Consider the following 13567-nt stretch of genomic DNA (forward strand, 5'->3'; position numbering starts at 1 on the left):
TTGGGCATTCGATCCTAAATAATTAGAATGTATATAGCAGAAAACTATGTGCATTCTAAGTTTACTAGTATAAAATGAAGCATGGACATGGCAAACTGGTCCGAATCTTCAGAGGATTCCAACCTTTCCGGACCGTCAGACTCAGGATTCAATCTCGAGGAACCAATCGAGAGTAACTCGGCCGCGAGCTTCGAAGCAGCAAAGGAATCCCCAACAGCCACCCCTCACCCAAAGCCCAGCGGTGCTCAACCCGCAAGATGCTCTGAACCATTCAGCGGCACTGAACCCTTCAGTGGCCAAGACGCAGCCGCCTCACCTCTGGAAGAGTGCTGGGCCAACCTTAAAGCCAGCAGGCTAGGTGCAGGTTCGGAGTGGATTCTCCGAAATGTCTTGCGATTTGCCGAACCGCTAATCCTGCCACGGCCAATCACGGTCCCCGTTTACGGTGGGACCAAGCGTGTTCAGCGGCTTCTGCCAACCCTCACGGCTGAGGAACAAGAAAATTACGTAGCGTGGACGCCGCAGCTTGGCGCAGCAGCCTTGGCTGAATTGGACCCTGAAGATCTCAATGATGAAGACGTGCTCAATTATATTCAGGCCTCGGAACGTCAGGCGTCCTGGGCCATGGCCCGGCAGGCGAAAGCTATCCACGTATTCGCCACACGACGCCCGCCGGTACTCGGCGAGGATCCGCCAGTGAAGCACCCGGACCGGTCGCGCTATGCCACGGCTGAGATCATGGCCATGTTTGGCATTGGCACTGGGGCAGCAGAACATCTGATCACCGACGCCGAGCTTCTGGTCCAACATTTACCTGACACCTTTGCCCAGTTCAGTGATGGTTCCTTGGACCAGCGCCGAGTCCGGGCGGTAATTCGTGGATGCGAGAACACGCCGCCGCAAAGCCTGCACGAAATCGAAAACAAGTTCCTCAATTCCGCAATGAGTTGCAATCCGAATGCGCTCACCAGGAAAGTTCGTGGCATTGCAGAACGGCACAATCCCGAACCCATTGAGCAACGCCACCGGAGGGCCCGGACCAACCGAGACGTCTGGATCACTCCCCTGCCAGATGGCATGGCGTGTTTGGGAGCCCGCCTTCCAGCCACGGAAGCCACCCTGCTTTTCAATTCACTGGAGGACTGGGCCAAGGCAGCCAAGACCAATGGAGAAGACAGCCACGGGACCACGCCTACGGGGCGGCCGTCACGCTCGCTTGCAGAGTACCGCGCAGATGTCCTGGTGGATTTGCTCCACCAGGTGCTACTGCACTCTCCTTCGGGTTCCGAGGCCAACGAATCAGCTGCAGCACCCCCTCTTCCCGGGCAGCCATGGGGGCCATATTTCAAGAAACGCATCCCAGCGGTTCTGAACATCACGGTTTCTGCCGACAGGCTCTTGGGAGTATCGAACGATCCAGCCACACTGGACGGTTACGGGCTCATTCCCCTCGACGACGCCAAGGAATTGGCTGCCACAGCAAAATTCTGGCGAAGATTCCTCACTGACCCGGATTCGGGGCGCATTGTGAGCGTTGGCAGAAAAACCCGAAAACCTCCAAAGGCCATGGCCCGGGAAGCGCGTTTTCGGGACCCGGTTTGCACCGGAATTGGCTGTGACCGCCCCGCCAGATCTTGCGAACTGGACCACACCACTCCTTACAACAGATTTGTTTACTCTAGCGATGGCGCAGTCCGGCCATTAGGCGAGACCAGCCTCGAGAACTTACGTCCCCGGTGCCCGTACTGCCATCATGTCAAGGACGATCCCCACACCGGGTGGATCGTGGAAAATGTCAGCCCTGGCGTCATTAGGACCGTGACACCCACCGGCCGTGTCTATCTTCAGACACAAGGCGGCATGGCGCCACCGTTCTAAACGCAAGGGTTCTGGCGCCGCCGTTCTAAACGCAAGGGTTCTGGCGCCGCCGTTCTGAACACAAGGGTTCTGAGTGCCATAGCTGCGAGCACTACAGTTCTGAACACAAGGAATCAGAACGCAAGGGATCAGAACCCAAGCGTTCTGATCCCTGTTCGTTCTATGCTTCGAGAGTTCCCTGGTGAAAGCGCAAGCGCCACTGCTTGCCATCGAGACTCCACAGTGAGCTCCGCAAAACTGAGCGCCCCTCTGAACTGCTCCGGTAGCGCAGCAACGCGGTCGAGGTATCAAGCTGAGTGAGCGCCATGACCTCCATGTCGATGGCAGCTGATTGTGCCTCGCTCAGCATCTGCATGGTTTCGGTCCTAGTCCACACTCGACCGCTGCTACCTATCTCTTCGAAATCGGGGTGCAACAATTCTGCAACCCGGAACGGATCGGAGCGGACCTGCGGATCCAGTAGCTCTCTCTCCTGTTCGATGACTGCTTCAATGCCCGTTGCTGGGCCTGGGGCAAAAGAAGGATCCGGCTCATCATCCAGAACGGAGAACAGATCAGGCTGGTCCTGATCCCCAAAGAGTGCTGGTTCACCAAATGCTGCGGGCACTAAGTCACGGACCGGTGCAGGCGCGCTCTGAAGCGAAGTGGAGGTCCCGGCGTCGTATTTCTGAGAAGCGGCAGAGGACATGGTGCCATTGGCGGTCTGTGAGCCGCTGGCGGTCTGGGCAGAGTCTGAGGTTTGGGCAGAGTCTGAGGCCTGGGCACCAGGGAATCCGGGACCCGCGTTCGGCGCGCGCTTGGCTTGGTAGGCGGTGGCGGCGTCCCGAGCACGGTCGTCAGCGGCTTCATTGAGATCGTGACCAGCGTGGCCCTTGACCCATTCAAAGGTGTATTTGCGGCCCACGAGCGCCGCGTCTATCTCCTTGAGTAGTTCAAGGTTCAGTACGGGCTTGCCGTCTGACTTGCGCCAGCCTTTGCGCTTCCAGCCCGGCATCCACTTGGTGACGCTGTTGATGACGTACTGGCTGTCGCACAAGATGTGCAGGGGTTCTTCCGGCACATGGGCCGTGGACTTGAACAGATCCAGGACGGCCATGAGCTCGCCCATATTGTTGGTGCCGTGCGGCCAGCCCCCGGCGCGCCAGCAGTTGTCATCCACATACCAGGCCCAGCCGGCAGGACCAGGGTTTCCAAGAGCCGAACCATCGGCTGCAGCAATAATTGTCATAAGTTACATACTTTCAGACTGCACTGACACTTAAATGCCAAGTGGGTGCCATCTCTGACCCCACCATGGGCAAGCAAAAGGCGCCATTGCCTGTAGCGGGGATGGCGTAAGTCCGCTCCCAACACTCGCAAGCTCGTGTTGGGCCCCTCGCGTCCTTACTTAGGACGCGAGGGGTTCGCGAAATCTTACTGCCCGCGGGGCAATGGCGCCTTTTGCTTGAAGACTAGGGCGTGGGGGTTAGAAACCGCCCATGCCGCCCATGTCGTCTCCGCCGCCGCCAGCCGGAGCAGCCTTCTCAGGCTTGTCGGCGATAACGGCTTCGGTGGTGAGGAACAGTGCAGCAATGGAGGCCGCGTTCTGGAGTGCAGAGCGGGTCACCTTTACCGGGTCGTTGACGCCGGCTGCCAGCAGGTCTTCGTACTCGCCGGTTGCAGCGTTCAAGCCGTGACCGGAGGGCAATGAGCGGACCTTGTCCACTACAACGCCGGGCTCGAGGCCTGCATTGATGGCGATCTGCTTCAACGGAGCGTCAATGGCAACACGCACAATGTTGGCGCCTGTTGCTTCGTCGCCGGTCAAGTTCAGGGAATCGAATGCAGTCACGCCAGCCTGGATCAGGGCAACGCCACCGCCGGGGACGATGCCTTCTTCGACAGCAGCCTTGGCGTTACGCACTGCATCTTCGATGCGGTGCTTGCGTTCCTTGAGCTCGACTTCGGTTGCGGCACCAGCCTTGATGACTGCAACGCCGCCGGCCAGCTTGGCCAGACGTTCCTGCAGCTTCTCACGGTCGTAGTCGGAATCTGAGTTTTCGATTTCGGCACGGATCTGAGCAACACGGCCTGCGATGGCTTCGGCGTCGCCGGCTCCATCAACAATGGTGGTCTCGTCCTTGGTCACAACAACCTTACGAGCCTTACCCAGCAGATCAAGCGTGGTGTTTTCCAGCTTGAGGCCTACTTCTTCAGCGATGACCTGGCCACCGGTGAGGATGGCGATGTCGGAGAGCTGAGCCTTGCGGCGGTCACCGAAGCCCGGAGCCTTGACGGCAACGGACTTGAACAGGCCACGGATCTTGTTCACGATCAGTGTTGCCAGTGCTTCGCCTTCAATGTCTTCGGCGATGATCAGCAGCGGCTTGTTTGAAGCCATGACCTTTTCCAGAACTGCAACAAGGTCCTTGACGCTGGAGATCTTGGAGTTCACGATCAGGATGTACGGGTCCTCGAGGACCGTTTCCTGACGCTCGGTGTCGGTCACGAAGTAAGCGGAGATGTAACCCTTATCGAAGCGCATACCTTCGGTGAGTTCGAGCTCCAGGCCGAAGGTGTTGGACTCCTCGACGGTGATAACACCTTCCTTGCCAACCTTGTCCAGGGCTTCAGCAATGAGTGCACCGATTTCGGTGTCGCCGGCGGAGATGGACGCAGTAGCGGCGATCTCTTCCTTCGTCTCGATTTCCTTGGCGGAAGCAAGCAGCGCCTCGATGACGGCTGCAACAGCCTTCTCGATGCCTCGCTTGAGGGACAGCGGGTCAGCTCCGGCAGCTACGTTGCGCAGGCCTTCCTTGACCAAAGCCTGAGCCAACACGGTTGCCGTGGTGGTACCGTCACCGGCGATGTCGTCAGTCTTCTTGGCGACTTCCTTGACCAGCTCGGCGCCGATCTTCTCGTAAGGATCGTCAAGTTCAATTTCCTTGGCGATGGATACACCATCGTTGGTGATCGTGGGGGCGCCCCACTTCTTTTCGAGAACTACGTTGCGACCGCGCGGGCCCAAGGTAACCTTGACGGCGTCGGCGAGGATGTTCAACCCACGCTCAAGGCCGCGGCGTGCCTCTTCATCAAATGCAATGAGCTTGGCCATGGAGGCTTCAGTCCTTTCGGGACAGTCATTTATACGATTTCTATATCCTCAACTGGCGCCCGCGACGGACGGATTAGCCGCTACTGATCTAGTTACACCAGCGGCGAACCCTCGCCAAGTGAGGAAAGTTCAATACTCTGGCAGCAAAACCGGCTAATAATTAGCAGTCACCACATCAGAGTGCTAACTCAATAATTAGCACTCGACACCACAGAGTGCAAGCGCAGGCGTCACTATGAGCTTGCGGCGAACGCGGGAGCTGCTAGCCCCGTCCGGGACGGGCAGCGCCATGTCCACCGGGAAACTCCTAGCTTTCCCCGTGCATAACCAGCAGGAAACCCCGTGGCTGAGCAACTCAGCGAACCAGCAGGAGATTACGCGCCCGGACCCAATACAACGGCCAGGGGCACGCCCAGCTCAGGCGTCTCCAGCAAGGCCGGGATACCCAACAAGGCACTGAGCGCCTCAGCGTTACCCTTCTGCGCAACGTCGCTGTAGAAAATTACAGAGGTGGCCTGGGGCTGTCCGGCCCAGTTCGCGGACTGCGAAACCATCCACCCATCAGCCTGAACCCGCCCTGCATAACTTGCGGCCAGACCCGACACTCCTGCGGCATTGAAGATGGCAACAGGAACGGTCTTGTCCACCACGGCGGTGGGCGTTGGGGTGGGTGTCGGGGTGGGCGTCGGCGTCGGAGTTTCCGCCGGAGCGGTGGAGGGGGCAGCGCTGGGAGTGGCCGGGGCCGCTGTCGCACTCGGTGCCGCCGTGGAACTCTGGGCCACCACGGCTGCGGGAGGAGTGGTGGTGTTGAACATCTTCGGCATGATGAAGAAGGCCAGCAGGCCCACGCACAGTGCCACGACGCCAACAACCATCAAAGGCATCAATGAGCGCCGCTGGGGATCCAAGGAAGAACGGTGGACGCCGTGACGCGCCGAGTGCTCCTCGATGGCGTCGAATTCATCCCGCGGGTAATTACTCATTGTGCAGTGTCATCCTTGTGGGTTCGGTGGCGAAGGCGTGCGTTTAGTTCCCGAGCCGCCGTGCGGAACGGGCCTGTTGCCGCGACGTACGTAGTCTACGTAGGCGTTTGACCAACATAGGGTCATACGCCAGCGCGGCTTCCGAGTCGATCAACGCATTCAGAACTTGGTAATAGTGGGTCGCTGAGAGCTCAAACATATCGCGGATGGCTTGTTCCTTGGCGCCGGCGTACTTCCACCATTGGCGCTCGAGGTCCAGCATTTGCTGCTCACGCGTGCTGAGGCCCGCCGGGATTGCCGGGTCTTTTGGTGCTGCGACAGGGTCCACAGGGCTGTTCTCCGCTTGGACTGCTTCGGCCACAATAGCCCTCCGTTCCGCTCGCTCACCCGGGCCGCAATCGCCAGCCCGCACTGTCAATGATAAGGGGTGAATCACACCCCTGTCATTTGGGGTTCTGCGGACGAGCAGTGGAGAAGACACGCATCACACTTTAGTTGTGGAGGAATCAGCCGGTACTCGCCATGGCTCACAATGGAACTATGGACAGCGAACCCAGCCTTTTCGACATGCCAGCCCCTGCACCTTGGGATGGCACTCAATTGCAGGCTTTGGCCGCCTTGAAATCCGATCCGCTCTCACAGATGGCGCCGGATTGGGCCGCGGCTCTGGCCCCGCAGGAAACTGCGTTGCGTGCGCTGGGCGCCATGCTTCAAGACGAGTACGACGCCGGAACTCGCTTCCTGCCCCACCCCACCCAGGTGCTGCGTGCCTTGAGCGCACCGCTGACGGAGGTTAAGGTCCTGATTGTGGGCCAAGACCCCTACCCCACCCCCGGACATTCAGTGGGCCTGGCGTTTTCCGTGGACAGAGCTACATACCCGCTCCCCCGCAGTTTGAACAATATTTTCAAGGAGCTCGCCACTGATCTCGGCATCCCTGCGTCGGCCCACGGCGACCTTAGCGCCTGGTCCCGGCAGGGCGTCCTCCTTCTGAACCGGGTGCTCACGGTGGCGCCAGGGGCGGCCGGCTCTCACCGCCGTCGTGGGTGGGAAGAGGTCACCGAAGCAGTCATTCGCACCCTCGCCGCCAGGAAGAAACCGCTGGTGAGCGTGTTGTGGGGCAAAGACGCCCAAAACCTGGCACCGCTGTTGGAGGGGACGGCGGTCATTGAATCGGCGCACCCTAGCCCTTTGTCGGCATCACGCGGGTTCTTTGGCTCCAGGCCCTTTAGCCGCGTCAACGATCAGCTGGTAGCGCAAGGAGGCGCCGCGATCGACTGGGCACTGCCGCAATGACCTAGACTCATTAGGACAACCTAACGTGGCGTAATTATTGCGCCCACCACGCGGGCCCCGCCCGGCACATAGGAGCTCATCGTGACGACAACTAATTCCGCTGCCCCCCGCCCTGCTGGCCGAGGCGGGAAACCCCGTGTCCAGCACACCCTGCAGGTGCTACGCAAGGAAACCCTCAGCCCGCACATGGTGCGGATCGTGGCTGGCGGCCCCGGGTTGGCCAATTTTGCACCCAAAGATGCCACAGACATGTACGTGAAAATCCAGTTCCTGCATCCCGGCATTGAGTACACGGAGCCGGTGGACGTGGAGGCGCTGCGTGAGACGCTGCCGCGTGAGTTCTGGCCCGTGACGCGCACCTATACCGTCCGTTGGGTGGACCTGGCCGCGCAGGAGTTGGCCATCGACTTTGTCTTGCACGGCGATTCCGGCTTGGCCGGTCCGTGGGCAGCCGCAGTTGTCCCCGGCGACAGCATTATTTTCACCGGCCCGGGCGGCGCCTACACGCCCAACCCCGACGCCGATTGGTACCTTTTTGCCGGCGACGAAGCCGCGCTGCCGGCCATCGCTGCGGCCATCGAGTCGCTGCCCGCCACAGCAACCGGTCACGCCTACATTGAGGTCGATTCGGCCGCTGACATTCAACCCGTCGCCAAGCCCGACGGCGTTGAACTCACCTGGGTGTTCCGCGAAGGGGCGACCCCGGCCGAGTCCACGGTCCTGCTGGACGCTGTAGCCAATGGCCCGTGGCCCGAAGGCACTGTTGACGCTTTTGTTCATGGAGAGCGCGAATACATAAAGGCATTGCGCGATCTCCTCTTCAAGCAGCGCGGTCTGGAACGCTCACAAGTTTCCCTCTCGGGATACTGGGCCTACGGCCGAACCGAAGACAACTTCCAAGCCGAAAAGCGCGAGCCCATCGGCAAGATTCTCTAACTGGAAATAACAGCTGGGCTCGGCGGCACAGGCGAGAATCCCTCGCGAGCAGTAAGATCTTCCCGCTCGTACCTCGCGTGCAAAATCCATCCTCGCTCCGGGACGCCCGCCTGTGTCGCTGGGCCTCCCCGCTGGCTGCCAGCTATCGGCGGCGGTTGCGTCGGCGGACTGTGCCGCTGACGCACTGACTTGCCGCTGACTTGCCGTTACCGGCGGCGGTTGCGCCGGCGGACTGTGCCGCTGACGCACTGACTTGCCGCTGACTTGCCGTTACCGGCGGCGGTTACGGCGGCGGTCCTTCTGGCCGTTGCTGCGAGTGAAGGGCCGTGCGGCGTTATCGCCCAGGACCACGCCCGCTGCTACGGCCAGAATGACGATCAGGGCATTAAAGATGCCCACGGCTCCGGATACAGAATCCTCGGGGGTCAGCGTCATGACGAACATGGCGCGGAAGATGGAGAGCCCCACGAGCAAGAAGATGATCGAGGGGACGGCCACCACCAGTTGCGGGGCACCCAGCCGCAGCGAGATGATGCGGGCCAGCATGCCAATCACCACGGCAGCGACCGCTGGCGCAAACCGTCCGCCCAAGCCTAAGTACATACAGAAGTAGTAAACCACGTAGCCGATCAAGGCCACGGCCACCGTAGGCAGCACCAAGCGAACGGCAGTTTGCTCGGCAATACAAATAGCCACCGTGGCCACCGCGACCAAGACCAGCACCCACAATAGGGGCAGCGAGCCTGTGATGGTCTCGGCCACATTGAGCCGCTCAGCCCCAAAAACTGCTCCGGTGACAAGGGCCACCGAAATACCCGCCACAATAGCGCCGAAGCTCAAGAAGGCTGAGAGGAACCGGCCGGCGGCTGTCACGGGGAAGCCATTAATAGCATCCTGAACAGCCGAGACCAGCCTTCCCGAGGGCAGCATCAGCAAGATGCCACCGGCCACCACCACGGATGGACTCAAGGGCAGATGCACCATGAAGCACAGCAGGGCAACGATGGTGACAATGAACGAACTAATGGCCGTCACAAAGAAATCAGGAACCCGCCATTTACCCAAGACCCGGGCCGTTTGCCCCGCAGCAAGGATGGTGACGAAGGCTACGAGCGCGCCGAAGACCGTGCCACCAATGACGCCCACCACGGCAGCAGCAAAAACAGCTTCCGCTACCGAAACCATCCACCGCGGGAACGGCTTGGGCTTTTTGATGATGATGTCCAGGCGCCGGTAGGCCTCATCGCGACTAACACCACCACTGGCAATGTCGGTGACGAGTTCGTGCACTTCCACCAGGCCGGCATAGTTGTTGGTCCAGGACCTGACCACACGCAAGAGCGTGATGGGCACGGCATCTCGCGGAGCATAGTTGATGATGACTGACTGGTTGGTGATGTCGACTTCAATGTGGCGCAAGCCCAGTGCTGCCGTGACGGCGATGATGCTGGTCTCAACCTCGAGGGCACCAGCCCCGTAGCGGAACATGGTTTCGGCCAGTCGCAACGCGAAGTCAATAGTCTTCCGTGCTGACTCTTCGGCCTTGCCCACCTGAATGGTGAAGTTGGCGTAAGGACTGCCAGCCAGCCGGTCAACAATTCTCATGGGCGCTGTGGGCGGGGCCTCCCCCTGCACCAGCTTGCGGAGCATGCGTTTAGCTGTGGCGTTGGCCCGAGCCTGGGCCGGGGTCAGAACTTCTTTTACATCTTTTTTTGGCGCGTCCCCCGACGCTGGATTCCAGCGATCAACTCCCACAAGACACCTTCCACCGTTTTGATTTCCCGATCGGTTGCTCTACTGCGGTGCTGCAGCCTAGCTGGCGCACCAACCGGCCCACGCCACATACTTTAGTAGAACTTTCCTCCGGTGCGGCGCACGTAAAATTGGCGTGCAACCCGCTCCCCCACGCTAGTCCAGATCTTGTACTTCCACGGCGACAGCGGCAGGTCCCAGCACCCGATGAAATCAGTCACAGTCTTGGTGAAGCTGGTTTTGAACAGTCCCAGGCCGTGATGCGGGTGAGTGGGGTCTTTGAGCCGATCCGAGGGCGGCGTTCCGCAGAAATCGTACTCCACCGCTCCGAGCTCCTTCATATCCAAGATGGCTTCCCACTGGATCAGGTGCGAGTCGCCGTACTGCGACCGCTTCTGCAGCGATCCGCCATCTTTGTAAGTGGCTTTGGAACCGTAGTTGATGACGAAGGCACCGACCGAGGGAACATCGTTTTCATAGACGAAGAAGAAATGGCCTTGACCTCGGTTGCAGAACTCCGTCCAGAACTGCTGGAAGTAGGCAAACTCACGTGCCTTGCCAGCATTCTTGGCCTCGAAGGTGCCCTCCATGAGCCCGTACAAGGTCCGCATGGTTTCCTCGGTGGGTTCGGCACGCCGCACTTCCACACCTTCGCGGATGGCGCGGCGGACCGCGTTGCGGCCACGGGAGTGCAGCTTGCGCAGCAATTCATTGGGTTCAGGTGTGATGTCCAAAATGGCCGTGTGATCATTCGGCTGCAAGTCGTCAACCTTGAGCAGACCGGCTCCACTGAACAGTGCGTGCGCCTCATCCGAGGCCACAATGTCAGGCTCAATTTTTGCGGCAAAGACGTTGAGCCTGGCCCGCTTCACGAACGCCCGCAGCGCTGCCAACATGGCAGGGACATGAGCAGCCTCGGCCGTATCGGGGCCCTTCATGAGGTACCACAGCTTGCCCAACACGGGAAAGGATTTCTCCAAAACCAAGTTGTAGCTGGCGTAGCCGGCGCCTTCAAAGACCACGAATTGGGTGTCCCAGCCGTAGTTCTTCTTCACGGCCGCAAATGCTTGAGACTGCAACAAGTTGCCACCATTGGGATTGGCGGTGACATGCGCGTCCCAGTCGGTGATCTCGGCGGCGGTGGCAAATCGGGCAGTAAATTCTGGCAAGAGACCCTCAATTACGTCGGCATGTACTGGCTGCGTCCAGTCTACCGGGGATGATTCTCACAGCCCACACACAGCGTGCGCACAAATGACGCTAAAGTCCCGCACCGAGTATCAAAGTGAGCGGCCGCTGCGAGAGCGGCCACATGGCAGGGAGCAAGACAAATGGGTGTGGTTTCTAGAAGCGTGGGAAATGCGTTTCGAAATAAGGTGCGTAGCGGCGCCGTAGTAGTGATTTTGGCGGTGGCCATTGGTTTGGCACTCGCCATGTTGGTCGCCAACCAGGCCGTAGGCGCAAAGGTCGACTCCCTGAAATCCTCCGTGGGCACCACCATCACGGTGAATCCGGCAGGATCACGTGGCGGGCTAGGCGGTGGCACTCCGCTGACCACGGCAGACGCCGCCAAGGCAGCCGCCGTCGCGAATGTCACCTCTGTCAACGGTGTCTTGACACTCCGTCTTGGCAATTCAGCCACGGCCAGCACCACCGGAAGCACGGGAGGCACAGGAAGCACTGGCAGTACTGCCCAGCAAGGACCTGGCGGCGGGCAGGGCGGCGGACCCGGGGGTGGCTTCGGCACCAGCGGCACCACCAGTTTGAAATCCGCTGTTGAGCCGGGCGCCATTGGCCAGCGGAACAATAGCAACGGCAGTTCGAGTTCGTCCGGCAGCACCGATTCTGGCGGCACCAGCTCCGGCAGCACCACGGCCGCCCCGTCGTTCAGCATTCCGATCCAGGCCACGGGTGTTGCCACGTCAACCACCGCAACGGGAACGGCCATCAACGTCACCAGCGGCGCAGAATTGAGCGACTTCGCAGCCACCTCAACTCAAGCCCTGGTAGGGACCACACTGGCTGAGAAGAATTCCCTCACAGTGGGATCCACGTTCACTGTTCAGGACCGGACCATGAAGGTGACAGGCATTTTCGACGCCGGCACATCCTTCGACAACAACGCCATCTATCTGCCGCTGGCTGCAACTCAAACGTTGTCAGACCAAGCCGATCAGCTCAGCAGCCTGAACGTGGAAGTAAATAGCATTGACAACGTAGCCTCCACCCAAACGGCCCTGACCGCAGCCCTTGGCGCAGACAAGGTGGACGTCAGCGCAGGTTCCGCAAACCTGGAATCAGCCATTTCATCGCTGGGAAGCGTCCAGAACATCTCACTCATCGCCTTCATCGCATCGCTGGTGACGGCCGGCTTGATCGTGCTGTTGATCATGATCATGGTGGTGCGCGAACGCCGTCGTGAGATTGGTGTATTGAAGGCCATTGGCGCCTCCAACCGCACCATCGGCGTGCAGTTTGTGATTGAGGCCATGGTCTTGGTGGTCATGGGCACCGTGGTGGGCGCTGTGGTGGCAGCCTTCAGCAGCAGCCCCATTGCCAACGCCCTGGTTTCCGGCAATACCGCGTCAGCAACAACCGGCACCGCAACTGGTCCCGGCTTCGGCATCCCCGGCGGTGGTGGTCCCGGTGCCGGTGGTGGTCCCGGCGGTGGTGGCGGTTTTGACAGGGCGCGTGGCGCCTTCGCCGGTGCCGAACAGCTCATTGGCACCATCAACACCTCGGTGGGCTGGCAGACACTGCTCATCGGGGTGCTGGGCATCTTGCTGATCGCCGCCATTGGCGCCTTGATCCCTGCCCTGCTGACCGCCAAGGTCCGCCCCATCGAAGTGTTGCGAGGAGAATAAATCATGCTGAGCGTGAAAAATGTAGTCAAGTCTTTCAATTCCGGCGACCGCACCATCAAACCCGTCAATGGGGTGAGCTTCAGCCTGGAAGCCGGCACCTTCGCGGCCATTCTAGGCAAGAGCGGCAGCGGAAAAAGCACACTGTTGTCCCTGCTGGGCGCCCTTGATAAAGCCACCTCCGGTGACGTGATCGTCGATGACGTGAACATTTCCAAGCTGCCGGATAGGAAGCTGACGGCCTACCGCCGTGATGACATTGGCTTTGTGTTCCAGGGGTACAACTTGATCCCGAACCTCTCAGCCAAGGAAAACGTCATGCTGCCCATGGAATTCGCCGGCATCTCGCACACTAAACGCAGCGCCCGCGCCGCCGAGCTCCTCAATCAAGTGGGACTGACCGAGGAGATGCACGCCCGCAAGGCCAACAGGCTCTCCGGCGGCATGCAACAGCGCGTGGCGATCGCCCGGGCGCTGGCTAACAATCCCAAACTGATCCTGGCCGATGAACCCACGGGAAACCTCGACGACGAAACGGGTGAGCTGATCATCGAGCTGCTCCGCCGCCTGGCCCATGAGAAGAAAACCACCATTTTGGTGGTCACCCATGACCAGGCCTTGGCATCCCAGACAGAAAGGAAATTCCGGTTGGCCCGCGGCAAACTTGTCGAAGACGAAGCCCAAGACCCTGATTGCAGGCTCGGCTCGGCCAATCGATCGCCACTCGATCGGCCAGTTGAAACAGATTAAATGACTGTGGCGGTTGC

11 protein-coding genes are annotated in these 13567 nt (G+C 60.1%); 5 read left to right on the top strand and 6 right to left on the bottom strand.

Annotated elements, in window-relative coordinates; all coding sequences use genetic code 11:
* Positions 1-390 precede the first annotated feature (390 nt).
* Positions 391-1878: an HNH endonuclease signature motif containing protein gene (locus AS189_RS17970; protein ID WP_160320869.1), complete on the top strand. Its 1488-nt coding sequence runs from the start codon at positions 391-393 to the stop codon at positions 1876-1878.
* Positions 1879-2038: 160 nt separating this feature from the next.
* Here the strand turns inward: AS189_RS17970 and AS189_RS17975 are convergent, their stop codons facing one another.
* The 4 genes from AS189_RS17975 to AS189_RS17990 all read right to left on the bottom strand — a co-directional run bounded on the left by AS189_RS17975 (position 2039) and on the right by AS189_RS17990 (position 6283).
* Positions 2039-3106 (bottom strand): ribonuclease HI family protein, encoded by a 1068-nt coding sequence (locus AS189_RS17975; RefSeq protein WP_062292037.1) that lies wholly within the window; start codon positions 3104-3106, stop codon positions 2039-2041.
* A 237-nt stretch (positions 3107-3343) separates the two neighbouring features.
* Positions 3344-4972 carry a chaperonin GroEL gene (groL, locus tag AS189_RS17980; protein ID WP_062292039.1) on the bottom strand — a complete coding sequence of 543 codons (1629 nt, stop codon included), beginning with the start codon at positions 4970-4972 and terminating at the stop codon, positions 3344-3346.
* Positions 4973-5346: 374 nt separating this feature from the next.
* Positions 5347-5955: a LytR C-terminal domain-containing protein gene (locus tag AS189_RS17985; protein ID WP_062292042.1), complete on the bottom strand. Its 609-nt coding sequence runs from the start codon at positions 5953-5955 to the stop codon at positions 5347-5349.
* Between the two features lie 43 nt (positions 5956-5998).
* Positions 5999-6283 (bottom strand): DUF3263 domain-containing protein, encoded by a 285-nt coding sequence (locus tag AS189_RS17990; protein WP_062294034.1) that lies wholly within the window; start codon positions 6281-6283, stop codon positions 5999-6001.
* A gap of 212 nt (positions 6284-6495) precedes the next feature.
* On the opposite strand from AS189_RS17990, the gene AS189_RS17995 reads away from it, so the two are divergent.
* Together AS189_RS17995 and AS189_RS18000 are read left to right on the top strand one after the other, a co-directional pair.
* Entirely contained in the window at positions 6496-7251 is a 756-nt protein-coding gene (locus AS189_RS17995; protein WP_082634422.1) for a uracil-DNA glycosylase, read from the top strand.
* 81 nt (positions 7252-7332) lie between these two features.
* The gene (locus tag AS189_RS18000) at positions 7333-8187 is read left to right on the top strand and encodes a siderophore-interacting protein (protein ID WP_062292047.1); all 855 of its coding nucleotides are present in this window, start codon (positions 7333-7335) and stop codon (positions 8185-8187) included.
* 270 nt (positions 8188-8457) lie between these two features.
* Here AS189_RS18000 and AS189_RS18005 read toward each other — a convergent pair whose 3' ends face one another.
* Positions 8458-9942, bottom strand: a complete 1485-nt coding sequence (locus AS189_RS18005; RefSeq protein ID WP_062292054.1) for a threonine/serine ThrE exporter family protein — start codon at positions 9940-9942, stop codon at positions 8458-8460.
* Between the two features lie 92 nt (positions 9943-10034).
* Complete coding sequence (locus AS189_RS18010) at positions 10035-11108, bottom strand: lipid II:glycine glycyltransferase FemX (RefSeq protein ID WP_062292057.1); 1074 nt, start codon at positions 11106-11108, stop codon at positions 10035-10037.
* Between the two features lie 162 nt (positions 11109-11270).
* Between AS189_RS18010 and AS189_RS18015 the strand changes: the two genes are divergently transcribed.
* Complete coding sequence (locus AS189_RS18015) at positions 11271-12803, top strand: ABC transporter permease (RefSeq protein ID WP_062292059.1); 1533 nt, start codon at positions 11271-11273, stop codon at positions 12801-12803.
* 3 nt (positions 12804-12806) lie between these two features.
* Positions 12807-13550 carry an ABC transporter ATP-binding protein gene (locus tag AS189_RS18020; RefSeq protein ID WP_082634424.1) on the top strand — a complete coding sequence of 248 codons (744 nt, stop codon included), beginning with the start codon at positions 12807-12809 and terminating at the stop codon, positions 13548-13550.
* Positions 13551-13567 lie beyond the last annotated feature (17 nt).

The organism is Arthrobacter alpinus (assembly GCF_001445575.1).
Lineage (GTDB): Bacteria > Actinomycetota > Actinomycetes > Actinomycetales > Micrococcaceae > Specibacter > Specibacter alpinus_C.